The organism is Geodermatophilus arenarius (assembly GCF_042654585.1).
In the GTDB taxonomy this organism is placed as follows: domain Bacteria; phylum Actinomycetota; class Actinomycetes; order Mycobacteriales; family Geodermatophilaceae; genus Geodermatophilus; species Geodermatophilus arenarius.
The window spans coordinates 94,622-119,662 of the sequence record NZ_JBHSGR010000018.1 but is presented as its reverse complement, the minus strand read 5'-3'; the positions used below and the strand labels follow the sequence as shown (position 1 = coordinate 119,662).

General features: G+C 74.1%; 22 protein-coding genes. 5 read left to right on the top strand and 17 right to left on the bottom strand.

All coding sequences use genetic code 11. The features are described from left to right. Positions 1–774: 774 nt before the first annotated feature. Together ACFO3M_RS16445 and ACFO3M_RS16440 are read right to left on the bottom strand one after the other, a co-directional pair. The gene (locus tag ACFO3M_RS16445) at positions 775–1,896 is read right to left on the bottom strand and encodes an aromatic ring-hydroxylating oxygenase subunit alpha (protein WP_387991031.1); all 1,122 of its coding nucleotides are present in this window, start codon (positions 1,894–1,896) and stop codon (positions 775–777) included. Positions 1,897–2,191: 295 nt separating this feature from the next. After that, entirely contained in the window at positions 2,192–2,992 is an 801-nt protein-coding gene (locus ACFO3M_RS16440) for an IclR family transcriptional regulator (protein ID WP_387991028.1), read from the bottom strand. A 126-nt stretch (positions 2,993–3,118) separates the two neighbouring features. On the opposite strand from ACFO3M_RS16440, the gene ACFO3M_RS16435 reads away from it, so the two are divergent. Both ACFO3M_RS16435 and ACFO3M_RS16430 read left to right on the top strand, forming a co-directional pair. Beyond that, a complete protein-coding gene (locus ACFO3M_RS16435; protein ID WP_387991025.1) occupies positions 3,119–3,439 on the top strand; it encodes a bifunctional 3-phenylpropionate/cinnamic acid dioxygenase ferredoxin subunit in 321 nt (106 codons plus the stop codon). Then, positions 3,436–4,608, top strand: coding sequence for an NAD(P)/FAD-dependent oxidoreductase (locus ACFO3M_RS16430; RefSeq protein ID WP_387991022.1), 1,173 nt, complete (start codon positions 3,436–3,438; stop codon positions 4,606–4,608). The genes ACFO3M_RS16435 and ACFO3M_RS16430 overlap by 4 nt, the downstream gene beginning before the upstream one ends. On the opposite strand, the gene ACFO3M_RS16425 is transcribed toward ACFO3M_RS16430, so the two are convergent. Further along, positions 4,585–5,733 (bottom strand): MFS transporter, encoded by a 1,149-nt coding sequence (locus ACFO3M_RS16425; RefSeq protein WP_387991019.1) that lies wholly within the window; start codon positions 5,731–5,733, stop codon positions 4,585–4,587. The two genes, ACFO3M_RS16430 and ACFO3M_RS16425, sit on opposite strands and share 24 nt — an antisense overlap. A 78-nt stretch (positions 5,734–5,811) precedes the next feature. Here ACFO3M_RS16425 and ACFO3M_RS16420 point away from each other — a divergent pair, with 78 nt between their 5' ends. Continuing rightward, on the top strand, positions 5,812–6,423 hold the full coding sequence (locus tag ACFO3M_RS16420; protein ID WP_387991016.1) for a TetR/AcrR family transcriptional regulator: 612 nt from the start codon (positions 5,812–5,814) through the stop codon (positions 6,421–6,423). Between the two features lie 82 nt (positions 6,424–6,505). Here ACFO3M_RS16420 and ACFO3M_RS16415 read toward each other — a convergent pair whose 3' ends face one another. Together ACFO3M_RS16415 and ACFO3M_RS16410 are read right to left on the bottom strand one after the other, a co-directional pair. After that, complete coding sequence (locus tag ACFO3M_RS16415) at positions 6,506–8,347, bottom strand: BCCT family transporter (RefSeq protein ID WP_387991013.1); 1,842 nt, start codon at positions 8,345–8,347, stop codon at positions 6,506–6,508. A gap of 1,022 nt (positions 8,348–9,369) precedes the next feature. Next, the gene (locus tag ACFO3M_RS16410) at positions 9,370–10,149 is read right to left on the bottom strand and encodes an enoyl-CoA hydratase-related protein (protein WP_387991010.1); all 780 of its coding nucleotides are present in this window, start codon (positions 10,147–10,149) and stop codon (positions 9,370–9,372) included. A 168-nt stretch (positions 10,150–10,317) separates the two neighbouring features. Between ACFO3M_RS16410 and ACFO3M_RS16405 the strand changes: the two genes are divergently transcribed. Then, on the top strand, positions 10,318–11,547 hold the full coding sequence (locus tag ACFO3M_RS16405; RefSeq protein ID WP_387991007.1) for an acyl-CoA dehydrogenase family protein: 1,230 nt from the start codon (positions 10,318–10,320) through the stop codon (positions 11,545–11,547). A 10-nt stretch (positions 11,548–11,557) separates the two neighbouring features. On the opposite strand, the gene ACFO3M_RS16400 is transcribed toward ACFO3M_RS16405, so the two are convergent. From ACFO3M_RS16400 to ACFO3M_RS16345, 12 genes are all read right to left on the bottom strand, one after another. After that, the gene (locus ACFO3M_RS16400; protein ID WP_387991004.1) at positions 11,558–11,965 is read right to left on the bottom strand and encodes an SRPBCC family protein; all 408 of its coding nucleotides are present in this window, start codon (positions 11,963–11,965) and stop codon (positions 11,558–11,560) included. Continuing rightward, complete coding sequence (locus tag ACFO3M_RS16395) at positions 11,962–12,735, bottom strand: tyrosine-protein phosphatase (protein WP_387991001.1); 774 nt, start codon at positions 12,733–12,735, stop codon at positions 11,962–11,964. The genes ACFO3M_RS16400 and ACFO3M_RS16395 overlap by 4 nt, the downstream gene beginning before the upstream one ends. Then, positions 12,732–13,868, bottom strand: a complete 1,137-nt coding sequence (locus tag ACFO3M_RS16390; RefSeq protein ID WP_387990998.1) for a thiolase family protein — start codon at positions 13,866–13,868, stop codon at positions 12,732–12,734. The genes ACFO3M_RS16395 and ACFO3M_RS16390 overlap by 4 nt, the downstream gene beginning before the upstream one ends. Further along, positions 13,865–14,320 (bottom strand): Zn-ribbon domain-containing OB-fold protein, encoded by a 456-nt coding sequence (locus tag ACFO3M_RS16385; RefSeq protein ID WP_387990995.1) that lies wholly within the window; start codon positions 14,318–14,320, stop codon positions 13,865–13,867. The genes ACFO3M_RS16390 and ACFO3M_RS16385 overlap by 4 nt, the downstream gene beginning before the upstream one ends. After that, the gene (locus ACFO3M_RS16380) at positions 14,320–15,819 is read right to left on the bottom strand and encodes a hypothetical protein (RefSeq protein WP_387990992.1); all 1,500 of its coding nucleotides are present in this window, start codon (positions 15,817–15,819) and stop codon (positions 14,320–14,322) included. Before ACFO3M_RS16380 ends, ACFO3M_RS16385 begins: the two co-directional genes overlap by 1 nt. Beyond that, positions 15,819–17,225: an acetyl-CoA carboxylase biotin carboxylase subunit gene (locus tag ACFO3M_RS16375; protein WP_387990990.1), complete on the bottom strand. Its 1,407-nt coding sequence runs from the start codon at positions 17,223–17,225 to the stop codon at positions 15,819–15,821. Before ACFO3M_RS16375 ends, ACFO3M_RS16380 begins: the two co-directional genes overlap by 1 nt. After that, complete coding sequence (locus ACFO3M_RS16370; RefSeq protein WP_387990987.1) at positions 17,218–17,820, bottom strand: acetyl-CoA carboxylase biotin carboxyl carrier protein; 603 nt, start codon at positions 17,818–17,820, stop codon at positions 17,218–17,220. Before ACFO3M_RS16370 ends, ACFO3M_RS16375 begins: the two co-directional genes overlap by 8 nt. Further along, positions 17,817–19,583 (bottom strand): pyruvate, phosphate dikinase, encoded by a 1,767-nt coding sequence (locus tag ACFO3M_RS16365; RefSeq protein ID WP_387990985.1) that lies wholly within the window; start codon positions 19,581–19,583, stop codon positions 17,817–17,819. Before ACFO3M_RS16365 ends, ACFO3M_RS16370 begins: the two co-directional genes overlap by 4 nt. Next, a complete protein-coding gene (locus tag ACFO3M_RS16360) occupies positions 19,580–20,188 on the bottom strand; it encodes a hypothetical protein (RefSeq protein ID WP_387990982.1) in 609 nt (202 codons plus the stop codon). Before ACFO3M_RS16360 ends, ACFO3M_RS16365 begins: the two co-directional genes overlap by 4 nt. Next, the gene (locus ACFO3M_RS16355) at positions 20,188–21,669 is read right to left on the bottom strand and encodes a class I adenylate-forming enzyme family protein (RefSeq protein ID WP_387990980.1); all 1,482 of its coding nucleotides are present in this window, start codon (positions 21,667–21,669) and stop codon (positions 20,188–20,190) included. The genes ACFO3M_RS16360 and ACFO3M_RS16355 overlap by 1 nt, the downstream gene beginning before the upstream one ends. 79 nt (positions 21,670–21,748) lie before the next feature. Further along, a complete protein-coding gene (locus ACFO3M_RS16350; RefSeq protein ID WP_387990977.1) occupies positions 21,749–23,332 on the bottom strand; it encodes a hypothetical protein in 1,584 nt (527 codons plus the stop codon). A gap of 5 nt (positions 23,333–23,337) precedes the next feature. Beyond that, positions 23,338–24,057: a PEP-utilizing enzyme gene (locus ACFO3M_RS16345; protein WP_387990974.1), complete on the bottom strand. Its 720-nt coding sequence runs from the start codon at positions 24,055–24,057 to the stop codon at positions 23,338–23,340. Between the two features lie 142 nt (positions 24,058–24,199). Here ACFO3M_RS16345 and ACFO3M_RS16340 point away from each other — a divergent pair, with 142 nt between their 5' ends. Then, positions 24,200–25,006 (top strand): helix-turn-helix transcriptional regulator, encoded by an 807-nt coding sequence (locus tag ACFO3M_RS16340; protein WP_387990971.1) that lies wholly within the window; start codon positions 24,200–24,202, stop codon positions 25,004–25,006. Positions 25,007–25,041: the final 35 nt, after the last annotated feature.

Sequence of the window (25,041 nt, the reverse complement as noted above, 5' to 3'; positions counted from 1 at the left end):
TCGAGGCCGCGTTCGAGAAGATGCAGAAGGGCGAGGTGCTGCGCTCCGTGGTGGTGTTGGACGGGTGAGCGGGCTCGCGGGCTCCCCGAGGACGCGGGCGTCACGGCCGGCCACGGCGAGGAGAACCCCATCGCCACGGAGGCCGGCCGTGTCCGTCGAGATCCCGGACGGCCCCGACGCCCTCGGCCTGCCGGAAGCGCTGGAGACCGCCGGCCACTCCTCCCGGCACGTGGGGATCGGCGGCTGTCCCGAGGGGCACGGTCACATCGACACGGCGCTGGTCGGACGCACCCTCGGGCGGAAGGCCCCACACGCCACCCACGTCGTCACCCAGCTGTGCTTCTCCGCCGCGACGACGACGGCCTGGGCACGGCAGGTCGCGCGGCGGGGCGTCGACCTGCCGATCCGGATCGGCCTCCCCGGTGCGGTGACCTGCCCGGAGCTGGTGCGCATCTCGGCTCGGCCGGGTCTCGGGCAGTCGGCCCGGTTCCCGTCGGAGCAGCACAGCGTGTTCCGGCGCTTCCTCCTGCCCCGCGGTCACCGGCCGGACCGGCTCGTCGGAGGTCTCGCCCCCGCCCTCGGGAGTCCCGAGCACGACCTGCAGGGCTTCCACTCCTCCACGTTCACCGAGGTGGCGCGGACGGAAGCGTGGCGCCAGGACCGGCTGGCCCGCCTCTCCCCCACGGACACGGGTCAGCACCGGACGCCGCCGCCCGCCCGGTGTCCGGCACGTGCGCGTCGTGGCACCACCGCACCCGACGCACCACGAGGGGCTCAGCCCGACAGGCGCTGCACCAGCCACTCGTGGAAGAGCCCGATGTGGTGCTCGGAGGGCACGAGGACGCCACCGTCGGCATAGGCGCGGGAGGACATCGCCGGCTGGGTCCGCTCGCAGGCGGCGAAGTCCTGCTCGTTGACCCGGTGGAACAGCTCCACCGACCGTGTCACGTCCCTGCCCGACTCCACCACCTCGTGGGAGTACAGCCAGTCGCACACCACGATCGTCCGGTCCGCCGAGACCGGGAACATGCGGTGGAGGATGACGTGGTCGGGGACCAGGTTGACGAAGACCGTCGGCTTGACCGTGATGGCGTAGTAGCGACGGTCCTGGTCCTCGGCGACGCCGGGGAGCCGGTCGAAACCCTCGCTGCCGTCGACGGTGAAGCCCTGGACCTCCTCACCGAACTCCGCGCCGTGCCCGACGAAGAACTGCGCGGCGTAGCCGTCGGCGAACTCGGGGAGCACCTCGGTGAGCTCCGGGTGGATCGTCGCGCAGTGGTAGCACTCCATGAAGTTCTCGATGATGAGCTTCCAGTTCGCCCGGACGTCGTAGGTGATGCGGCGCCCCACGGACAGCGAGTCGAGATCGTACTGGTCGATCGTCTCCGCGCTCCCGAGGCGCTCGGCGACGTCTCGGACGACGTCGTCCTCGAACGACGGGGGCTCCTTCGCCAGGCACACCCACGCATAGCCCAGCCACTCGCGCAGCGCCACCGGCACCAGGCCGTACTCCACGCGGTCGATGTCGGGCATCTTCGTCAGGTTGGGGGCCGCGATCAGCTTGCCCTCGAGGTCGTAGGTCCAGGCGTGGTACGGGCACTGGAACGCACGCTTGACCGCACCCGAGTCCTCCGTGCAGATCTGCGCACCGCGGTGCCGGCAGACGTTGAGGAACGCGCGCAGGCCTCCGTCTCGACTGCGGACGACGAGCACGCTCTCCCGACCCACCTGGACCTTCTGGAAGGAGCCGGGCGTCGGCAGGTCACTCGAGCGCACCACGCAGGACCACATGTCCTCGAAGACGCGGGACTGCTCGAGCGCGAAGACGGCGGGATCGGTGTAGTAGTGCCCCGGCAACGTGGAGATGAGGCTCGCGGGCTGGTCGGTGGTGGTCATACGGCACCTCGGGGTTCCGTCGGGCGATGCGATGTGGAAGACACGCCGGACGTCGCACGACACAGCGTCCGCGACGAGCCACGGTCGCCCGCCAGCCGGCTCCTGACGACCGAGGTGTTGCACGATATTCAGCGGATCGCGCCATGCGCAACAGTCCCGCCGCCTGGCAGGGCCCGCATCCACGGTGGCACCCACGGACGGGACGTCGCGCGCCCGCCGGTGCCCCCGCCCTCGCTGCCAGGGGCACGCGGCGACCTGGCCACACCCGACCCGAGGCGGCCCGACCTCCGCCCGGTCAGCGGCGCTGACCGAAGAAGCCCAGCCTCCGGCTCAGCTCGTCGGCGCCCGACACCACTCGCCGGGCGAGCCTCGGGTAGTCCTCCGGGTCCATCCGGAAGGACGGCCCCGAGACGCTGAGGGCAGCGACCACGTCCCCGTCCGCCCCCCGAACGGGCGCGGCGACGGCGTTGAGCCCGCCCTCGTACTCCTCGACGGTGGAGCCCCAGCCCTGCTCGACGATCCGGTCCAGGTCCTGCCGCAGCACCTCGGGGTCGGTGACCGTGGTGGCGGTGTAACGCGGCAACTCCCGGGAGAGGACGCCCTTGCGGACGTCGTCGGGCGCGTGGGCCAGGAGGACCTTGCCGCTCGACGTCGCGTGCAGCGGGGTGCCCTGCCCCACCCAGTTGTGCGTGCTGAGCGCCGCCGGCCCCCGCGCCTGGCTGACGTTCACCGCCCGGTCGCCGTCCAGGATGGCGATGTTGACGGTCTCCCCCAGGTCGGCGGCCAGCGTCTGGCAGATCGGCCGCCCCTCCCGGGCGATGTCCAGCTGCGCGGCGGCCGCGCCGGCCAGGCGCACGACGCCGAAGCCCAGCCGGTACTTGCCGCGGTCGGCCAACTGCTCGACGAAGCCCCGGCTCTCCAGCGCCGCCACCAGCCGGAACGCCGTGGACTTGTGCACGCCCAGCTCGGCGGCGATGTCGGTGACGCCGGCCTCCCCTTGAGCCGCGAGGATCTCCAGGACGCTCAGGGCCCGGTCCACGGACTGGACGACGGCGACCGCGCCCCGCTCTGCGCTCTCTTCCCGCGGCCCGCTCATGACCTCAGCGTAGGTGGCGGACCGCAGGGTCGACCCGCCTCTTGACGGAGCTCCCCCCAACGACCATGCTGTTGCGCCATCTGCAGAGCGTTGCGACATCCGCAACACCGACAGCCTGGAGCGCTCATGATCCCGGTCTGCCCCACCACCGCGCTGCCGCCTGGTGAGGCGATCCGCGTAGAGGCCGAGGAGCCCATCGCCGTCTTCAACGTCGACGGCGAGTTCTACGCGATCGACGACACGTGCACCCACCAGGACGCCTCGCTGGCCGACGGCTGGCTGGACGGCTGCGCCGTGGAGTGCCCCCTGCACGCCTCCTGCTTCGACCTGCGCACCGGGAAGGTGTCCGGCCCGCCGGCCAAGACGGCGGTCCGCACGCACCGGGTCGTCGTGGCCGACGGCATGCTCTTCGTGCAGCCCGGCACCGCCGCGGAGGGGGCCGCGTGAGCTCGACCGTCGCCGTCGTCGGGGCCTCCCTGGCCGGCCTCTCCGCCGCCCGGGCACTGCGTGAGCAGTCCTACGACGGGCGCATCGTGGTCATCGGCGACGAGGTGCACGCCCCCTACGACCGCCCTCCCCTGTCCAAGGAGTTCCTGGCCGGCACGGCTTCCCTGGACGACATCGCCCTGGGCGGACCGGACGACGAGGACCTCGGCCTCGAGTGGCGGCTGCGCACCACGGCGGTCGGCCTGGACCGCCTCGGCCGCTCGGTGCTGCTGGCCGACGGCAGCGAGGTCCGGGCCGACGGCGTCGTCCTCGCCACGGGCGCCCGCGCCCGGCACCTCCCCGGCAGCCGGCGCCTGGACGGCGTGCACGTGCTGCGCTCCCTGGACGACGCGATCGCCTTGCGGGAGGACCTCGCCGCCGGCGGCCGTCTGGTGGTGATCGGCGCCGGCTTCATCGGGGCCGAGGTCGCCTCCACCGCCCGCGCGCTGGGTCTCGACGTCACCGTCGTCGAGACCCAGCCCGTCCCCCTGGCCGGCCCGCTGGGCACGGAGATGGGCGCGGTCTGCGCCGGGCTGCACGCCGACCACGGCACGCGCCTGCTGGTCGGCACCGGGGTCGCCGCGCTGGTCGGCACCGGCAGGGTCGAGGCGGTCGAGCTGACCGACGGCACACGCGTGCCCGCCGACGTGGTGGTCGTGGGCATCGGCGCCGTCCCGAACACCGAGTGGCTGGCCGGCTCCGGCGTGGCCCTGGGGAACGGCGTCCTCACCGACGCACGCGGCGCGACCGACGTCCCCGGCGTGGTCGCGGTCGGTGACTGCGCCGCGACGTGGTCGGTCGCCGCGGAGCGGCACGTCCGCACCGAGCACTGGACCAACGCGCTCGAGCAGCCGGCCACCGCGACCGCCACCCTGCTGGGCACCCAGGGACCCGCGCCGACGCCCGTGCCCTACTTCTGGTCCGACCAGTACGGCGCCCGCATCCAGTTCGCCGGTTGGCGCCGCGAGGGGGACGTCGCCCGGGTGGTGGAGGGCAGCTGCGCCGACCGCAGCTTCCTGGTGGTCTACGAGCGCGACGGGCACCCCGTGGCCGTCCTCGGGATGAACCAACCCCGCCTGTTCACCCGGTGGCGCCGGCAACTGCGCTCATCGGTGCCGGCGGCCTCCTGACCGCGCGGCCGGTGGCGTCCGGCGACGATCGCGGGGAGCCGCGAACGCGGCGGTCGCCAGCAGGCCCGCGGCGGCGACGAAGGTGACCGGTGCACCGGCGGCGTCGGCGAGCGCGCCGAGGAGGGCGGCACCGGCGGCCTGACCGGTGGTCAGCGCGATGAACAGCAGAGCCGTGGCCTGTGCGGGCGCCTCCGGCGCCAGTCGGCCGCCCCAGGCGATCAGCACGCCGCTCAGGGCCACGAAGCCGCAGCCGAACAGCGCCAGCGCCCCGGCGGCGACCACACCGGAGCCCGGCCACCAGGCGAGCAGCACCGTGCCGGTGGCGGTGATCGCCGCCGCGACCCGCCAGGCGGCGGCCGGGCCGGCTCGGCGCACGGCGCTCCCGCTCAGGCCGCCGAGGAGGGCGGCTGCACCGAGCAGGCACCACAACAGCCCGGTGACCTGGGGAGACAGTCCGCTCCGGGTCGTCACGTCCGGGCCGAAGGTCCAGACCCCCGCCCCGCCGGCCCCGGCGAGCAGACCAGCGGTCAGCGGGCGGACGAGGCGCAGCGGCCGCAGGCCGGAGCCTGGCCGGCCGGGGTCGACGGGGGGTGACCAGCACGCGGATCGGTCGACCCACCAGGTCACGAGCAGCGCACCACCGGCGAAGCCGAGCCACGCCCACCGCCACTCCGCCGGCCAGGCGAGGACCACCAGGCCCCCTGCCAGCACCCCGGCCCCGGTGCCGCTGTTCACCACCGCCTGCGACCGGGGCTCCGCGGACGGCGGCACCGTCCGGGCCACGGCGGCCACCAGCGCCGGACTGGCGGCTCCTGCTCCGCTGCCGGCGACCAGTGCCCCGATCGCCAGGACCGGCGTCGCCTCCGCGGCGGCGACCACCAGCGCACCCCCGGCGGCACTGACCCCGGCCGACCACAGGGCCCGACGTGCCCGACCACGGTCGACGAGGTACAGACCCAGGGCGGCGGCGGCGCAGTAGGCGAGGTAGCTGCCCGCGGCGATGCCGCCGGCGGCGCCGGAGGTCAGCCCCAGGTCGGCACGGAACTGCGGCAGGTAGAGGCCGAAGCCGTACCGGGTCAGGCCGTAGGTCACGGCGATCACGGCCAGCCCGCTGACCACCAGCACGCACGGCGCTCGCGTGCCGGGTGACCCGGAGATCGGCTGTAACGATCGTTTCAGCATAACGATCGTTATGCTAGGACCGTGTCCGGGAACGCCGCGAGCCGACCGGCCCGGCAGCGGCTGCTCGACGCCGCCGGCGAGCTCTTCTACGAGTCCGGGATCGCCGCGACCGGGGTGGACGCCGTCCTGGCCCGGGCGCGGGTCTCACCGGCGACCCTGTACGCACACTTCTCCGGCAAGGACGGGTTGGTGGCGGCCTACCTCGAACAGCGCCTCGCCCAGTGGCGGGAGATCTGGGACGAGGTCCTCGACGAGCGGACCGACCCGGTCGACCGGCTGCTGTCGGTCTTCGACGCGGTGGTGCGGTACCGCGAGGTCGAGGGCACCCGCCGCGGATGCGCGTTCCTCGCCGCGGCCGTCGAGCTGGCGCCGGGCCATCCCGGCCGACAGTGGCTGGCCGCCGACTCCCGGCTGTTGACCGAGCGGCTCCACGACCTCGCCGAGGCCGCCGGCGTCGGGGACCCCACCGGGATCGCCGACGGCCTGCTGGCCCTCTACGACGGAGCACTGGCCCGCCTCGCACGCCAGGCGGCCACACCGGGGCTGGACACCGGCGACCCGCTGGACCGTGCGCGGCGGATGGCGGCCGGCTGGCTGGCCGGTCAGGTGCGCCCGGTCCAGCCCCCCGGCTGACCCGACGCGGGGGACCCCCCGGCACCGGAGCGACACGCAGCAGCTCCGGCGCGCCGGGAGGCTCCCCCTGCCGGCCGGGGCGCTAGGGGCGCGGATCCGACGGCCGGCCCATCGCCTCCGCCCTGGGTTGGCCCTGCGCGGGGACGGACGGGTTGCCTCCCGCAGGTGCCACGAAGTTGCCGCCCGGACTGACCAACGGCTGGCCGGTGACCTCCGGGCTCCCCAGCGGCGGCTGCCCCGCCCCGGCCGCGGTGTCCGACGGCGGGTTCGGCGTCTTCTCCACGACCAGGACGAAGTCGTCGCCGTGGCGGCTGATGCCGTCGACGACGGCCTGCTCGATCGCCAGGGAGGCGTAGTTGCCGCGCAGCACGATGGGGTCGTGGCGGAGGTCCTTGACCAGACTCACCGCCATCGCCGCCATCACCAGGGCGAACGGCAGCGCCGCGATGATCGTCAGGTTCTGCAGCCCCGTCAGCGCGGCCCCGTCCTCCCCCAGCAGCAGCATGATCGCTGCCACCGAGCCCATCACCACGCCCCAGAAGACGACGACCCAGCGGCTCGGCTCCAGGGTGCCGCGCTGCGAGAGCGAACCCATGACGATCGAGGCCGCGTCCGCACCGGACACGAAGAAGATCGCCACGAGGACCATCACGAGCACGGTCGCGGCGGTGGCCAGGGGGTACTGCTCCAGGACGGAGAACAGCTGCCCCTCCGTCGTGCCCTGACCGGCGACGTCGACGCCGTCGCGCTGGGCGGCGATCCCCGCCCCGCCGAAGACGGCGAACCACAGCAGGCTGACCAGGCTGGGGACGAGCAGCACGCCGGTGACGAACTGCCGGATCGTGCGGCCGCGGCTGATGCGGGCGATGAACAACCCGACGAACGGTGTCCAGCTGATCCACCAGGCCCAGTAGAAGACCGTCCAGCCCCGCAGCCACGTGGCCATGGGATCGCCACCCGTGGCCTCGGTGCGCGCGGCCATCTCGCCGAGGTCGGAGAAGTAGCTGCCGACCGCGTCGGGGATCAGGTTGAGGATGAAGATCGTCGGCCCGAGGACGAAGACGAACACGGCGAGGACCAGGGCCAGGACCATGTTGGTGTTGGACAGCCACTGGATCCCGCGCTCGATGCCGGAGACCGCCGAGGCGACGAACGCCGCGGTCAGCACCGCGATGATCGCGACCAGGACGCCGTTGCCCACGTCGCCGGCCCAGCCCAGGATCTCCACCCCGCTGCCGATCTGCAGGGCACCGAGGCCGAGGGAGGCCGCCGACCCGAACAGCGTGGCGAAGATGGCCAGGACGTCGATGACCCGGCCGGCCGGCCCCTCGGCCCGCCGCCGCCCGAGCAGCGGGATGAAGGCGGAGCTGATCAGCTGCCGGCGGCCCTTCCGGAAGGTGCCGTAGGCGATCGCCAGCCCGACGACGGCGTACATCGCCCACGGGTGCAACGTCCAGTGGAACAGCGTGGTCGCCATCGCCGTCTGGATCGCCTCGGACGACCCGGCCTCCGTCGTGAGCGGCGGTGGGGAGACGTAGTGCGACAGCGGCTCGGCGACCCCGAAGAACATCAGGCCGATCCCCATGCCCGCGCTGAACATCATCGCGATCCACGAGATCGTCCGGAATTCCGGCCGCTCGTCGTCGCGCCCCAGCGGGATCCGCCCGTACTTGCCGGCCGCCAGCCAGATCACGTAGATGACGAACGCCGACGCCAGCAGCACGAACAGCCAGCCGAGGTTGCCGGTGATCCAGTCCAGGACCGAACCGCTCACGGTGCCGAGGCCCGTCGGGGTGGCGAAACCCCAGACGACGAAGCCCAGCGCCATGATCGCGGCGATGGCGAACAGGACCCGGTCCACGGCCCAGTGCCGGTCGGCGACGCAGGGTGGCGGCTCCGCGATCGCCGGGTGGGTCCCGGTCACGGTGACGTCCGAGGCGTGGACCGTGGGGTGACCCTCCCCGGCCGCAGCACCCCCGCCGGGCGTCGGATCCGCCCCGAGGGGTCCTGACCGTTTCGGCCGGGAAGGGGGCGAGGCGGGCTCGTGCGGGTTCTCCATGACGTCCCCCAACTCTGTTGCGTCATCCGAGACCGACCTCGCATGAGGGAACCAGAGTGTCGACGGGGGAACAAGGGCCGAAAGTGACCTTTTACACAGTCTCGCCCCGCGGTGGCCTCACGTCACATCGAGGTGACGTGGAGGACACCCGGGTGGAGGGAGCCGGGCGGGCACCAGTGGCCACCAGGACGCCAGGCCGCCGCGCGCAGCGCCGCGTTCGGCTCGGACACCGGCGCTTCGTGAGAGCCAGTCGAGGCCAGGACGGCCGACCAGTGGGCAGGCGAGGGCATCGGTCGCCGGGCTCCGCCCGCGGTCGACCTGACTCCCGGCACCTCGACCACCACCGCCCCGTGGCGCCGCCCGCGGGACCGGCAGGCCGGACGAGGACCAGCCGCGGTGGAGCGACTTCCCTCCCGGCCCGCGGTCTCGCCCGCCCCGAACAGCGCTCCTCGGGTTCCGCTCCCCGGAGGTGCCGGGCGAGCCGATGCGGGTGCAGCCCAGCCGAGCACGCGAGTCGGCCGGCGAGGACGCGTGGTCCCCGGGTCGGCGAGGCGCCGGCACGGCGGTCCCCGACCTGAGTGACCGGCTCAGGGGGAGTGGCCGGGAGGCCTGCGGCCTCCCCGTCGACCGCGACCTGCACCCGGTTGCGCACCGCGCCGCACGAGAGGTCGCCGCACGAGAGGTCATCGCAAGGGTCCGCAACGAGGGGTCACGGGTCCGCTCGACGACGCCGTCACCCCGTCATCCGCTCGCTCCGCGACGACGAGGTCCTCGTCGAGGGCGGGCGCACCTCGCACCGCGCCGACGTCACCGGCCGACGATCCGTCCTGCCGGCGCCGGAGGACCCTGCGCCGGAGGACCCTGCGCCGGAGGACCCTGCGCCGGTATCAGGGCGTGCTGCTGGGGAAGTGCGGCGGGCGCTTCCCCAGGAAGGCCGCCACACCCTCCCGCCCGTCCGCGCTCGCCGCCCGGGCCCGGATCGACAGGGTCTCGCGGCGCAGCGCCGCCTCCGCGGCGGGGGTGGCGGTCTCCCGCAGGAGGTGCTTGGCGGCCACCTGCGCCGTCCGCGAGCCCGCCCGCAGCGTCGCGACCACGTCCTCGACGGCGGCGTCGAGCTCCGCGTCCGGGTGCACCCGGGCCACCAGGCCCACGGCCCGCGCCTCCTCCGCGGACAGCACGGGGTTGAGCAGCGCCAGGTGCAGCGCCCGGTGCAGTCCGAGCGACGCCGTCAGCAGCGTGCTGCCGCCGTCCGGGGAGAAGCCGATCCGCGTGTAGGCGAGGGTGAACCGCGCCGACTCGGCGGCGAGCACGAGGTCGGCGGCCGCGGCCAGCGGCACCCCGGCGCCGGCCGCGGTGCCCTGCACCACCGAGACCACCACCGCGTCCATCCGGTGCAGGTCGCTGACCACGCGGTGCAGCGACTCGGCCAGGTCGTCGACCATCTGCTCGACGTCCGCTGCGGCGGCGAAGGCCGACACGTCCCCGCCCACGCTGAAGGTCCGGCCGGCGGCGGAGAGCACCACGACGTGCACGTCGTCGGCGCGGGCCCGGCGCACCGCGCGGCCCAGCTCCCCGACCGTCGACGGCGTGAGGGGGTTGCCCCGCTCCGGGTCGGCCAGCCGGATCCGCGCGACGCCGTCCCGCTGCTCGTACTCGACCGTGCTCATGGCGGGCTCCTCCGCGGATACGGGGACGACCTGGTCCGAGGGTCCCAGCGCAGCACCCTAGGGCCGCAGGACGGCGCCCGGCGCGTGTCCCCCTCCGTGCATCGCGGCCCGGGCGGCCGCGTCCCTAGCGTCGACGTGGCCGGTCCCACCCGTTCCCCAGGAGGTCCCGTGTCCGACCACGAGCTGCCCGCGCCCAGCACGCGGGCCCGCGAGCTGCGTGACCGCATGGTCACCTTCATGCGGGAGGAGGTCCTGCCGGCCGAGCCCGCCTACCTGGCCCACCGGCGAGCGGCCGGCCCGGACGACCACGCCGTCCCACCGGTCGTCGAGGAGCTCAAGCGGCGGGCGCGGGCGCAGGGGCTGTGGAACCTGTTCCTCCCGGCGGAGTCGGGACTGACCCAGCTCGAGTACGCGCCGATCGCCGAGCTGTCGGGCTGGAGCCTCGACCTCGCCCCGGAGGCGATCAACGGCGCGGCCCCCGACACCGGCAACATGGAGCTGCTGCACCTGCTCGGCACCGAGCAGCAGAAGCGCGACTGGCTCGAACCCCTGCTGGCCGGGGAGATCCGCTCGGCGTTCGCCATGACCGAACCCGACGTCGCCAGCAGCGACGCCACCAACGTCGCCACCCGGATCGAGCGGGAGGGCGACGAGTACGTGATCACCGGCCGCAAGTGGTGGACCAGTGGCGCGATGGACCCGCGGTGCGCCTTCTTCGTGCTGATGGGCAAGACCGACCCGTCGGCGCCGGCGCACCGGCAGCAGACCATGGTGCTCGTCCCCCGGGACACGCCGGGCGTGACAGTCGTCCGCGACCACCCGGTCCTCGGTCACCACGACCGGCACGGGCACGCCGAGGTCTCCTTCGAGGCGGTGCGGGTGCCCGTCACCAACGTCGTCGGGGAGGAGGGCGGCGGCTTCGCCGCCGCCCAGGCGCGGCTGGGGCCCGGCCGGATCCACCACTGCATGCGCGCTCTCGGCGCGGCGGAGCGCGCCCTCGCCCTGCTGACCGCGCGGGCCCGTGAGCGGGTCGCCTTCGGGGGCCCCCTCGCGGACCAGGGGGTCGTGCAGCAGCAGATCGCCGAGTCCCGCCTGGAGATCGAGCAGGCCCGGCTGCTCTGCCACCGCGCGAGCCACGTCATCGACACGCACGGGAACAAGGTGGCCCGGGACCTCGTGGCGATGGCCAAGGTCGCCGTCCCCCGGGCCGCGACGCGCGTCATCGACCGTGCCATCCAGGTCCACGGCGGCGCCGGGATGTCCGACGTCACCCCGCTCGCGGCCATGTACGCCTGGCACCGCGCGATGCGGCTGTTCGACGGCCCGGACGAGGTGCACCTGCGGTCGATCGCGCGCGCCGAGCTCGGCCGCACGCCGGTCCTCCCGCCGCGGGGCTGAGCGCCCCCGGTCAGCCCTCCAGCCGCTCCTTCAGCTCGGCGAGGGCGCTGCGGTAGATGCCCGAGATCGCCTCTGCGAGCCGGGCCTCCTCCTCCGGTGAGCCCGCCGCGAAGTCCGCGGTCCACACGATCTCGGCGCCGCGGGCGTGGTCCCGGACCGAGAGCCGCGAGCGGTACTCCTCGAGCGCCAGGGGGCCGGACAGGTACTCGTAGACGTAGGACCGGCCCGCGTCGTCGTGCTCCACGATCCGCTCGGTGGCGTCCCCGCCACCTCCGGCGAAGGTGGCGTGCCGGACGTCGCCCTCCAGCCGGGAGCTCTCGATGGCGGGCACCCAGGCGGCGATGGCCCCCGCGTCCCCGGCCACCCGCCAGACGGCGTCGGGTGCCTCGGTGATGACGACGGTCTCGGTGACGTTCACGGCAGCTCCTGGTCGGGACGGAGGGTGTCGGGGTGTTCCACGAGGACCCCGGTGAGGTCCTCGACGACCGAGGGGGCGAGGCCACGGGCCCGGAGGAACGGGCGGACCCCGCCGTACCGCTCGTCCACGGCGGCCAGGAACCGGCGCATCGCCTCCGCTTCGACCACCCAGGTCGCGGGCGGGTAGACGTCCACCGCGTCGCCGTAGGACACCATGCCGCGCAGGCGTTCCATGGCGGGTGCGACGTCGTCCGCGCCGGCCGCGTACTCGGCGACGACGTCGTCGCGCCGCACCCCGACCGCGGTGAGCAGCAGCCCGACGACGACGCCGGTGCGGTCCTTGCCGACGGTGCAGTGCACCAGCGCGGGCAGACCACCCGGCCGGGCCAGCTCCCGGAACGCGCCCACGACCGCACCGGCGCCGTGGTCGAGGTACCGGAGGTACGTGTCGACGACCGGGTCGTCCCCGGGCATGGGGGCCACCGCGGAGCCGGGCGCCACGACCCCGCCGACGCGCACGGGGTGCAGGGACTGCCGGATCCCGAGCGCGTCCAGCGGGCCGCGTCCCTCCTGCTCGACCTCGTGCGGCAGCCGGAGGTCGATCGTCGACCGGATGCCGGTGTCGGCCACCAGCCGCCGCGCCGCCTCCGGGCCGAGGAACTGCGGGGTCCCGCTCCGGTAGAGCAGGCCGGGGCGGATCCGCCCGCCGTCGTCGGTCCGCAGGCCGGCGACCTCGCGGAACCCCAGCAGCCCGTCGTAGGTCGCGGTCACTGGGTGGACAGGATGGTCACCACGCAGGCGTTGCCGTCCATCCCGGCGGCGCCGCCGCCCATGGTCTCGACGAGGCCGACGCGGTGCCGGGCCACCTGGCGCGCGCCGGCCCGCCCGCGCAGCTGCCAGGCGATCTCGGCGAGCTGGGCGGTCCCCGTGCCGCCGAGCGGGTGCCCCCGGGACAGCAGGCCGCCGCTGGGGTTCACCGGCTGGGCGCCGTCGCGGGCGGTGTGCCCGGACGGCGCGAGCTCGGCGCCCTCGCCCCGCGGCGCGAGCCCGAGGGCCTCCAGCGTGAGGACCTCGCCGATGGTGAAGGCGTCGTGCACCTCGAGGACGTCGATCTCCCCGGGGGTGCGGCCGGCCTGCGCGAACGCCTTCCCCGCGGCCCGGGCGACCGAGGCGTAGCCCCAGACCTCGTCGCTGCGGTGGTCCCACAGCGCCCCCGAGACCATGGCCGAGGCCTCGATGCGCAGGTCGTCCCGGTTCCCGCGGTCCGGCCCGACGACGGCCGCGCCGGCGCCGTCGCTGGTCGGGCAGCACTGCAGGAAGGTCAGCGGCTCGGCGATCATCCGCGAGGCCAGGACCTCCTCGACCGTCGGCGCGTTGTTCCGCAGTTGCGCGCGGGGGTTGTCCAGCCCGTTGCGCTTGTTCTTGACCGCCACGGCGGCCAGCTGCTCGGGCGTCACGCCGAACTCGTCGACGTAGCGCGCCGCCTGCAGGGCGTAGAGCCCGGGCAGCGGCAGGGACGACGCGCCCTCCGGGTCGGTGGCCTCGGGGACGATCGCGCCGGAGAACAGGGTGGACATCTGGTCGACGCCGAGGACGAGCACGCAGCCGAAGCGCCCGGTCCGGACCGCCTCCACGGCCTCGTGGTAGGCGCTCGTGCCGCTGGCGCAGGCGTTCTCGATCGTCCACATCGGGACGCCGGGGATCCCCATCCCGCGCTGCACCCGGGTGGCGACACCGGGTGGCCCGAAGACCGACCCCACGATGACCGCGTCGATCTCCGCCGGGCTGATGCCGGCGTCCCGGACGGCCTCGGACACGGCGTCCCAGGCCAGGGACTCGACCCGGCGCTCCGGGAAGAGCCCGTAGGCCGAGGTCCCGACACCCCACAGCATCGGCTGGTTCACGGCTGCTCCTCCCGTGCGGCGACCAGGTCGCCGCGATCGGTGCCGGTGATCCGCGCGCGCGTGCCGGCGCGCAGGACCTCCGGTTCGGCCAGGTGGACGAGGACCCGCGGGCCGTCGTCGAGATCCAGGTGGGCCAGCCCGAACGGAGGCCGCCGCTCCCCCACCGGGATGGCGACGACGGTCGAGGACCACACCGTCCCGGTGGCGGCGAAGCGGTCGGGCTCCACGGCGCCGTAGCAGATCGGGCACCAGGGGATCCCCCGCTGTGCGGCGGGGTAGCGGCAGGCGGTGCAGCGCACGCCGAGGACGGCGCCGTCGTCGAACACCGGTCGCGGGTCCGCGACCTCGAGCCCGCCGACCGCCGCGCCGGGGCGTCGCTTCGTCGGCCGGCCGACGCCGAGACCGCTGCCGCCGACACCGGCCTCGCTCGTGCTGGGGGTGGCGGCCGACATCAGTGGTCCCCCTCCAGGGTCAGGGAGAAGCCGGGCCCGTCGACGTGCAGGTAAGCCCCGACCGAGGTCTCGACCAGCTCGCGGACGAAGCGCATCTCCCGCGTCGTGGGCGCGAAGTCGCGCTCGCGCCGCGGGGTGGCCCGCATGACGTCGATGTCGGCCTCGGGCACCAGCAGCCGCAGGATCAGCTCGTCGTCGGAGACGGACTCGCCGAACCGGCGGCGCAGCTCCTGGAGGCTCGGCTGCGGCGGCTGCCAGTCGGTGTAGCTCTTGGCCTTGGGCGTGCTCATGATCGTGTCGAGGACGTCCTGGTCGAGCGGGGCGACGGGGCGGCCGTAGAAGCCGTGCGCGTAGATGAGCACCTCGTCGGGGACGACGGAGTACCGCTGCCCGGTGACGACGTTGAGCACCGCCTGGGTCCCCACGAGCTGGGAGAACGGCGTGGCCATGACGGGGTACCCGAGCTCCTCGCGCACCCGCGACATCTCGTCGAGGACCTCCTCGAAGCGGTCCTCCATGCCCCGCGCCCGCAGCTGGTCCTTGAAGGTGCCGGCCATGCCGCCGGGGAGCTGGTGGCGGTACTGGAACAGCGAGTACTCGGCCGGCCGGCCCACCGGCAGCGCCTCGTACTCGGCCACCCGCAGCAGGTGCTCGGCGACCGGTGCGAAGCGGGACTCGTCGAGGTCGACGTCGAAGCCGGCGTAGCGCAGGTTGGCCACGGTGTTCTCGGTCGAGGGCAGCGAGACGCCGGCGGCCAGCGGGCGGCTGGCGGTGTGCACCCGGTCGGCCCCGGCGAGCACGCCCTCGAGGTAGTTCAGCGGCGCGAGCGCGTTGTTGCTGTGGAAGTGGATCTCCACCGGCAGGTCGCCGGCCGCGCCCTTGATCGCCGAGACCAGGCTGCGGGTCCGCTCGGGGGTGAGCAGGCCCGCGGCGTCCTCGAGCTCGATCCCGTCGGCGCCGAGGGCGACCAGCTCCCGCGTGCGCTCCGCGTAGTACTCGTCGGTGTGGTACGGGCTGTCGGCGAACAGGATGCACGGCAGGGCCGCCGCGCCCTCGGCCTGCACGGTCTTCACCAGCCGGCCGATCTTGTCGGTGTTGAACAGCCCGTCGTAGATCCAGAAGCTGCCGATGCCGTGGGCGCACAGCCGCTGGACCCACAGGTCCATGACGCTGTCCGCGGTCAGGCCGAAGGTGACGATGCCGTTGCTGCGGGTCCCCGCCCGCACGGTGGTGCGCGGCATCGCCCGCGACAGCGAGACCAGCTGGTCCCAGGGGTCCTCCTTGCAGTGCCGCACGAGCACCTCGAAGATCGAGCTACCGACCAGGTCGATGGTGTGGAACCCGGTCCGGTCCAGCTCGCCCGCGATGGGCAGGCCCATGTCCTTGCGCAGCTTCATGCCCCACCAGCTCTGCGGGCCGTCGCGCAGCGTCTGGTCGACGATCTCGATCGTCCGGCGGCGCCCGTCCGCGGTCCTCGGGGCGCGGTCGAGGTAGCTCATCAGGGTCCCTCCAGGTGGTGGGGCAGGCCGTGGGTGGCGATCCACTCGGTGGTGACGCGGCCGGCCCGGAAGTCGGGGTGGTCCAGTGCGGACCGCGCGAAGTCGCGCGTGGTCGGGACCCCGGCCACCTGCAGGCGACCGAGTGCCGCGACGAGGCGGTCGGCGGCGGTGTCGCGGTCCGGGCCGTGCGCGACGACCTTGGCGAGCAGGGAGTCGTAGTACGGGGTGACGACGTAGCCCGGCTCGCAGTGGCTGTCGACGCGGATCCCCTCCCCCACGGGCGGCACCCAGGTGGTGACCGTCCCGGGGTGCGGGGTGAAGCCGCGCGCCGGGTCCTCGGTGGTGATCCGGACCTCGATCGCGTGGCCGTCGACCCGGACGTCGTCCTGGGTCAGCCGGAGCGGTTCGCCCGCCGCGGAGCGGATCTGCTCGGCCACCAGGTCGACGCCGGTGACCATCTCGGTCACCGGGTGCTCGACCTGGATGCGGGCGTTGAACTCGAGGAAGGCGTACCGGCAGGTGTCGGCGTCGTAGATGAACTCGACCGTGCCGGCGCTGTCCAGGCCGAGGGCCTCGCCGAAGGCGACTCCGCTGCGGCGGATGTCCTGCCGCACCTGCTCGGGCAGGTTGGGCGCCGGGGACTCCTCGACCACCTTCTGGTGGCGGCGCTGCAGGGTGCAGTCCCGCTCGCCGAGGTGGATGACCGAGCCGTGCTTGTCGCCGAGGACCTGCACCTCGATGTGCCGGGCGTGGCGGATGTAGCGCTCGACGTACAGGCGTCCGTCGCCGAACGCCGCCTCCGCCTCGCCGGCCGCCGCGGGCCAGCGGGCCCGCAGCTCCGCCTCGTCCTCCACCACCGACATCCCCCGGCCGCCGCCGCCCGCCGCGGCCTTGACCAGCACGGGGTAGCCGAGGTCGGCCGCGGCCGCCACCGCCTCCTCGGTCGAGGAGAGGACCGGCGACCCGGAGAGGACCGGGATGCCGGCGCTGCGCGCCAGTTCCCGGGCGCGGGCCTTGTCGCCGGCACCGGCGACCGCCTCCGGCCGCGGGCCGATGAAGGTCAGCCCCTCCGCGACGCACGCCGCGGCGAAGTCGGGGTTCTCCGAGAGGAACCCGTACCCGGGGTGGACGGCGTCGCAGCCGGTGCCGAGCGCCGCGCTGAGCACCGACGGGATCGCCAGGTAGCTCTGCGTGGCCGGGGGCGGTCCGATGCAGACGGCGCGGTCGGCGAGCCGGGCGGCGAGGCCGTCGCGGTCGGCGGTGGAGACCACGACGACGGTCTCGATGCCGAGCGCGCGGCAGGCGCGGACCACCCGGACGGCGATCTCCCCGCGGTTGGCGACCAGGACGCGGCGGATCGTCGTCCGGACCGGGGCCTCCGGGACCGTGACAGCCGGACTAGCCATCGCTGGGACGGATCCAGAAGAGGACCTGCTCGTACTCGACGAGCTCGGCGTTCCGGGCGCAGACCTCGACGACCTCGCCCGCCGCCGGGGCGACCACCGGGTTCATGAGCTTCATGACCTCGACGATGGCCAGCTGCTGGTCGGCGGTCACCGTGTCGCCGACCTGGACGAACGGCGGCTGACCGGGACTGGGCGCGGTCCAGAAGGCCCCGACGGCCGGCGAGCGGACCGCGACGCAGCCGGTCGTGTCGACCGCGCCCCCGCCGGACGCGGGACCGGCGCCGGCGGCGGCGGCGGCGGCGGGGGCAGCGGCGACCGGTGCGGGCGGCGGGGCGGGAACCGGTGGCGGGGCCGCAGGAACGGGAGGAGCGGCCGGGGGTGCGGCGGCCGGTGCGGCCGCCGGGGCCGGGGTCGCCGCCGCGGTCAGGGCACCGGGCGGGCCGTCCTTCCCGATGGTGATCCGCAGGCCCCGGACCTCCAGCGTCATGCCCGTCCAGTCGGACCGCTGGAAGGTGCGGATCACCTCCTGGAGCTCGCGGAGGGTCGTGCTCAGCGGTACCTCGGCTGCGGCAGCCGGGTCGTCGACCGCGGTCATCGGGTCCCTCCCTGGTGCGCGACGGCCGTCAGCAGGACCGGCAGCCGGTGCGGCGCGACGATCACCTCGACGCCGGCGTCCAGTGCCGCGCGCACGCCGTCCGGGGTGGTGAACAGGGCACCGCGGACGGTCCGGGTGCCGGCGGGGATCGGCGGCAGCTGCTCGCCGAGCTCCTCGGCCGGGACGGCGTCGGAGTCCAGGACCGGCCCGGGCACGTCCGCGTCCGGGTCGGTGACCCGCACCTCGACCAGCTCCTCGGCCCAGGCGGTGAGCCGGCGGAGGTCGTCGTCCGAGCTCTCGTCGACGGCGGAGGACTCGACCTCGCCCAGGTACACCCGGCCGCTCGTCGCGTCCACGGTCACCGTGCGGCCGAGCAGCGCCTCGATCGTCCCCGGGCCGCACCCGGTGACGCACGGGGTGTCCAGCGCCCGGCTGACGACGGCGGCGTGACAGGTGGCGCCGCCCTGCTCGGTGACGACCGCGCCGGCCGCGATCATGCCGTGCACGTCGTCGGGGCTGGTCGACCGGCGGACGAGGACCGACCCCGGCCGCTGCTGGGCCTCCTCGGGCGTCCCGACGGCCAGGCCGGTGGCGACACCGGGGCTGGCCGGCGCGCCGGAGGTCAGCAGCTGCGCCGACGCGGCGGCCCCGGGCGTGATCTCCGGCCGCAGGAGGGTCCGCACCTGCTCGGCGTTGACCCGCCGGACCGCCTCGGCCGGTTCGAGCACCCCCTCGTCCACCAGCTCGACGGCGATGCGGACGGCGGCCCGGGCCGTGCGCTTGGCCGGCCGGGACTGCAGGAGGAACAGCCGACCCTGCTGCACGGTGAACTCGATGTCCTGCGCGTCCCGGCCCTCCCGGTCCAGGCGGTCGGCGGCGGTCATCAGCTCGGCGTGCACGTCCGGCAGCGACTCGGCGAGGGAGCTCAGTGGCCGGGGGGTGACCCGCCCGGAGACGACGTCCTCCCCCTGCCCGCGCGGCAGGTACTCGCCGTAGGGCTCCCGGACCCCGTCGACCGGGTTGCGGGTGAACAGCACCCCGGTGCCGGAGCGGTCGTCGAGGTTCCCGAACACCATCGCCTGCACGGTCACCGCGGTGCCGAGGTCGTCGGGGATGCCGTAGTGCCGGCGGTAGGCGACCGCGCGCCGGGAGCGGCTGGAGGCGAAGACCGCCTCGACGGCCGAGCGCAGCTGCTCCCAGGGGTCGGCCGGGACGGCGCCGACCCCGTCGTCGTCCAGCGCCGCCCGCACCGCCGCGGTGTCCGCGAGGTCGTCGAGGTCCTCGGTGCAGCCCAGGACGAGCCGGCCGTAGAAGGCGGTGAACCGCCGGTGCACCTCGGCGGCGAACGCCGGGTCACCGGTCTCCGCGGCGAGGGCGGCCTCGACGGCGTCGTTGCAGCCCAGGTCGAGGATCGTGTCCATCATCCCGGGCATGCTCACGGCGGCGCCGGAGCGCACCGACACCAGCAGCGGACGCTCGCTGCCGCCGAAGGTCCGGTCCAGCTGCCGCTCGAGGAGGCGGATGCCGGTCTCGAGCTCCTCGGCGAGCCCCTCGGGCAGGCGGCCGCCGGCGGACCAGGCCGCGCACGCCTCGGTGGTCACCACGAAGGCCGGCGGCACGCGCAGCCCGAGCGACCGCATGCGCCACAGGCTCCAGGCCTTGCCGCCCACGAGGTCGCGGCTGGGCTCGCGGGCGGGGTCGTCGGGGACGACGAGCCAGCGGTACCCGGTGCCGTTCGGCCGGGTCACGGTCGGCGCGGTCACTCGGGACGCTCCCGGCCGGTCAGGCGCAGCAGGTGCTCGTGCATCTGGAACCAGACGGTGTGCACCGAGTCGACCCGCACGCCGCTGACGTAGTCGGTCTCGCCGCCCTCGGCGCGGGTGAGGGCGGCGCCGATGCGGTCCAGGAAGCGGTCGACGAGCGGGTCGAGGTCGGCGACCGGGCGGAGCACCTTCGCCGTCCTGTCCACGACCCGCCCCAGCTTGTCGACGATCGCCGCGTCGTAGTCGGGGTCGCCGTGGTCGTTGGGGACGCGGTCCCCGCCGACCTCCTTGGTCTGCCAGTCGGTGGTCAGGGTGAGGACCTGCTTGTTCACGCCGGTCTCGAAGGAGTCCATCGCGTCCGAGACGGCCGGTGACGAGCGGAACTCCGCGAAGGCCTCCGGGTAGACGCCGTCGAGCAGCGCCCGGCCGGCCGGGGTGATCATGAAGTTGCCGCGGGCGGCCATCACCGTCTTCTCCCCCGCGGCCCTCTCCAGCGCCGCCTCCACCTCGGCGACGGGCTGTCCGGTGATCTCGGCGAGCTGCTCGGCGGAGGCGAGCTGCCGGAGCGTGAGCGTGTGCACGGTGAGCTGGTACGGGTCGAGCATCAGACGTCCTCTCGGGTGGAGCCGGCGAGCATGCGGTCGCGCACCTCGCGTCGCAGCGACTTGCCGACCGGACTGGTGGGGAGGTCGGACCACACCTGGACGGCACGTGGTCGCTTGAAGCCGGCCAGCCGGCCGGCGCAGAACCGCTCGATCTCGGCGGGGTCGGCCTCGGTGCGGGTGACGACGGCGGCCGCGACCCGCTCGCCCCACTTCTCGTCGGGGAGCCCGACCACCGCGGCCTGGACGACGGCGGGGTGGCTGAGCAGCGCGTCCTCGACCTCGCGGGGGTACACGTTGAAACCACCGCTGATGATCACGTCGTGCCGGCGGTCGAGCAGGTGGAGGTAGCCCTCGTCGTCCCACCGCCCGATGTCGCCGGTGTGCAGCCAGCCGTCGGGCTCGATCGTCTCGGCCGTGGCCTCCGGCCGCCGCCAGTAGCCGCTCATCGTGTGCGGCCCGCGGGTGAGCACCTCCCCGACCTCCTGCGGGCCGAGCACCCGGCCCTCGGCGTCGCGGACCTGCACCTCGACGAAGGTGTAGGGCTTGCCCGCGGACGTCAGCCGGTCGGGGGTGTGCTCCCAGGGCTGCAGGCAGGTGATGGCCAGCGGCGCCTCGGCCTGGCCGTAGAGCTGGGTGAAGACGGGGCCGAGGACCTCGAGCCCCTTCTGCAGGACCGTCGTGGCGATCGGCGCCCCGCCGTAGCAGAGCCGCTCGAGCGCGAGGTCCGCCCCGGCGGTGGCCGGGTGCTCGAGGAGCATCGCGATCATGGTCGGGACCATGAACGTCGTCGTCGCCCGGTGCTCCTCCGCCGCCTGGAGGAAGGCCTCCGGCGAGAACTTCGGCACGATCACGTTCGCCGCGCCCTTGACCAGGTGCGGCAGGAAGAAGGCGCCGCTGCCGTGGGTGATCGGCGCGGCGTGCAGCATCACCGAGTCCGGGCGCAGGTCCGGCAGCAGGTCGACCAGGAAGTTGGCGACCTCCGCCAGCTCGCTGCGGGTGGTCAGGACGACGGCCTTGGGCCTGCCCGTCGTCCCGCCGGTGTAGGCCAGCCTGAAGGGCGCCTCGGGGTCGCGCCGGACGTCGCAGGGGCCCGCAGGGGCGTCGGCGATCATCCGCGGCAGCTCGTCGGCGGGGACGACGAACTCGGTCTCGGCGGGCGGCTCGCCGGCGAGCACGAGCGCCCGGGCCTGCGAGTCCTCGATCTTGAACGCGAGCTCGTGCGGGGTCTCGCGGGCGTTGAGCGGCACCCGGACGAGCCCGGCCTTGGCCAGCGCGTAGTAGGTGACGACGCCGTCGATGCCGTTGGGCATCAGCACCGCGACGCGGTCGCCGGGTGCGAGGCCGCGGGCCAGCAGCGCGGTGCCCAGGCGGTCGGTCAGCTCGTCGAACTCCGCGAAGCTCACGACGCGGGCGCCGTCGACGAGGGCGGGGGCGGCACCGTACTGGCGTCCGGCCCGCCGGATCAGGTCACCGATCTGCACGGGGTGGTCCTCCTGGGAGCGGGGTCTCCCCGGCCGGCCGCGGGTGCGGGCCCGCGGCCGGCCGGGAGGCGGGGGTGGGTCAGCCGGCGGAGCCGGGCAGGTCGGCGCGGCGCAGGCCGGCGCCGCGGCCCTCGAGGTTCCGCGACCCCCGCTGGGCCAGCCGGTACAGCTCGTCGGCCCGCTCGGTCCGCCAGTGCCGCTTGACCCACTCCTCGTCGAGGTAGCGGTACGGCTCGGCCAGCACGGCCGGCCGGAAGTCCCGGGCCCGGCGGTTGTACTCGTCGACGTCGAGGCGGCCGGCGGACGTCGTCCAGAGGCCGGTCTTGGCGTCGAGGCTGCTGGAGCCGGAGAGCCGGTCCCCCGCCGTCGGGGCGAAGTCGTCGTCGACGAGCACCGAGTACGGGATGCCGGTCAGCATGTTCTGGTTGGCACCCGAGTACCGGGCCATCGAGTACTCGTTCGTCTTCTGGTGCGGGAAGCCGATCAGGCCCACCATCTCGGCGAGGTCGTCGCGGCCGTACTCGTCGTTCATCAGCGGCTTGAAGCGCTGCACGCGGTCGTCGAGGGAGAGCCAGTCGTCCTGCCGGTAGGTGCCGGCGAGGTGGGCGAAGTCCTTGGCCACCGAGGAGTACACCAGCGCGCCGGCGTCGATCATCTGCTCGCGCGTCCAGGTGGCGATCCGCTTCCAGAGGTCGGCGGTCGCCTCGTTGAGGATCTCCCGGTACTGCTCCATCGTCTCGGCCAGCTGCTCGGCGTTCTCCATGCCGACCGGCACGTAGCCGTCGGTGAGCGCGTCGGAGGTGTACATGCCGACGGCGACGATGTTCGCCGCGTCGTAGGCCGGCTCGGCCTCGAACGAGGCCCAGTCGTCCATGAGGTGGAAGTTGGTGTCCTTGAAGACGATGGGGATCGTCAGGTTGGCGACCGGCAGCCGGGTGGCGATGCCGTCCAGCCACGGGTAGTCGCCCTCGGTCAGCTCGAAGAAGTCGCGCACGATGAGCTGGCGGTTGTCCCCGAAGGCGTACGGGCCGCTGTTGTGCAGCCCGATCCGGCACTCGCAGTGCGCCAGGAACGCGTACTGCGACAACTGCGCGACCAGCTTGGTCGCCGCCGTGTGCAGCCGGTCCCCCGGGGTCACGCCGTGCAGGTCGGACTCGAAGACCTGCAGGGTGCGCTCGGGCAGGAGCTGGCTGCGGTCGCCGAACTCCTTGTTGGTGAGGTGCCCGTCGTTGCGGTGGTAGGCGAGGTTGAACCGGCGGGAGAAGTCGAGCACGTCGACGACGTCGTCGACCGCGTCGGCGGGGCCGAGCAGGCCCCAGTTCATCAGCATCTCGCGGCCGATGAGGTAGAACGCCGGCAGTCCCCAGGCGGCGTTGACCGTGTTGACCTTGAGGCTGACCTCGCGGGCGCGGTCGCCCAGTTCCTCGGCCGGGGTCGCCGCGTCGATCTCGCGCAGCAGGGTCGGCCACCGGTAGAAGCTGTTGAGGTAGCTCAGCAGCATGTACGGGTTCATCGGGAAGAGCTTCGACTCCTGGACCGTGCGCGTGATGCACAGCCAGTACGTGGTGTCGCTGAGCTGACGGATGTAGTTGTTGGTCGACAGCAGCGACGGGTAGGTCAGCTTCAGGTTGCGGGCTGTGCCGGTCAGGGGGCTGGCGGTCATGGTCCTCAGGCCTCGCTCTCGACGATCCAGATCCGGGCGTGACCGGTGTCGCCGGTCTCGTAGGCGTCGGCCGCCGGCGGGGCCGCGGTCACCTCGATCTCGACGACGTCGCCGTCCTCCAAGGTGTCGATCCGGCAGTTCATGAGCGTGGGCACGTCGTACTCGCGGGCGAGGATGCCGAGGTGCGAGCGGACGGTGCCGCCGAGGCAGATGACGCCGGTGAAGTGCTCGATGATCGGCGCGGTCAGGGTGCCGCCCGAGTCGTCGATGACCGCGATCGTGCCGTCCGGGACGCCGTCGGCCAGGTACTCCATGACCTGCTCGATGGTCGAGACCAGGGCGACCGGGCCGGTCACGTTCGCGGACTTGCGGATGACGTTGTCACCCACCCCGACCTGGCGTCGCCCGTCGGCGCCCGCCGAGCCCTCGGCGAAGCCGGCGGCGGCGCGCTCGGGGCGCTTGTACTTCTCCGGCTCCGACTCCAGGGAGACCGTCGCCGAGAAGTCGAAGCGGTAGCCCGAGTCGAGCGCCTCCTGCTCGATCGCCTGCGCGTCGGTCAGCGAGAACAGGTCGTACTGGCGGTCGAAGACCACGTCCTTCCACGCCGCGCCGGTGGCCGCGAAGCGCGCCGCGGCCAGCTCGCGGACGGCGGAGTTGAAGCGTGCGGGCAGGGGCAGCATCTCGGTCGTGCCCCACTTCGGGGGCGACACCGCGGGTTCGGACATCGTCACCTCTCTGTGCTCGTCGATGAGCGGGCCGGCGCCGGACGGGGAGCCCGCCGTGTCGCCGGAGGTGGCGCGGCGGGCCGCACCGGGCGGTGGGCTGCGCTGCTGTTCACCTGGACGAAAGCTAGGTAGCGTCGGGAATGTGACCCAGTCCACGTTGGGGGACATTGCCGCGCCGCCGCGACGCCGGACCCCGGCGCGGGCCGTGCTGCGCCAGGTCGACTACGAGCGCGCCTTCGACGTCCTGGAGAGCTGCGCCGTCGCGCCGTCCCTCCCGGACCTCCGCGAGGAGCTGGTGGAGTCGCTGGGCAGCACCTTCGGGCTGCGGCACGTGTCGTTCTTCGCCGGCGCGACGTTCCACAGCACCTTCGGCGACCTGACCCCGCTGACCGAGGGCCTGACCGTGCGGATGCTGCCGGAGTACCACGACCGGTGGTCGCGCTACGACCTGTTCGGTACGCCCGCGGCCATGCGGCAGCTGGTCACCACCGGCGTCTCCTCGCTGGCGGAGCTGCGGGCTATGGGCAGCCTGCCGGCGTCGGCCGACGCCTACGTCCGCCACTTCCTGCACACCACCTGGCGCATGGAGACCGCCGCGGCGATGCGCCTCGAGCTGCCCGGCGGCCACACGGCGCTGGTGGGGATGTTCGACTCGGCGCCCGACCGGCTGGGCCCCCACGAGCTGGCGACGCTCCGCCTGCTCTCCGGGCAGCTGTCCGCGGTCACCCGGCGCCTGCCGGTGTCCCGGCGGCACGCCGCGCTCGCCGGCCTGTCCGAGCGGCAGCAGCAGGTCGTGCAGCTGGTCGCCGACGGGCTGTCGAACGCCGAGATCGCCGAGACCCTGTCGCTGGCCGAGGACAGCGTGAAGAAGTACGTCAGCCGGATCCTGGCCACCACCGGCTGCCAGTCCCGCATGGAGCTGGCGCTCCTCGCCCGCGCGCACGGCTGAGGGCCGCCCGCACGAGGCGGGCGGCCCTCGAGCCG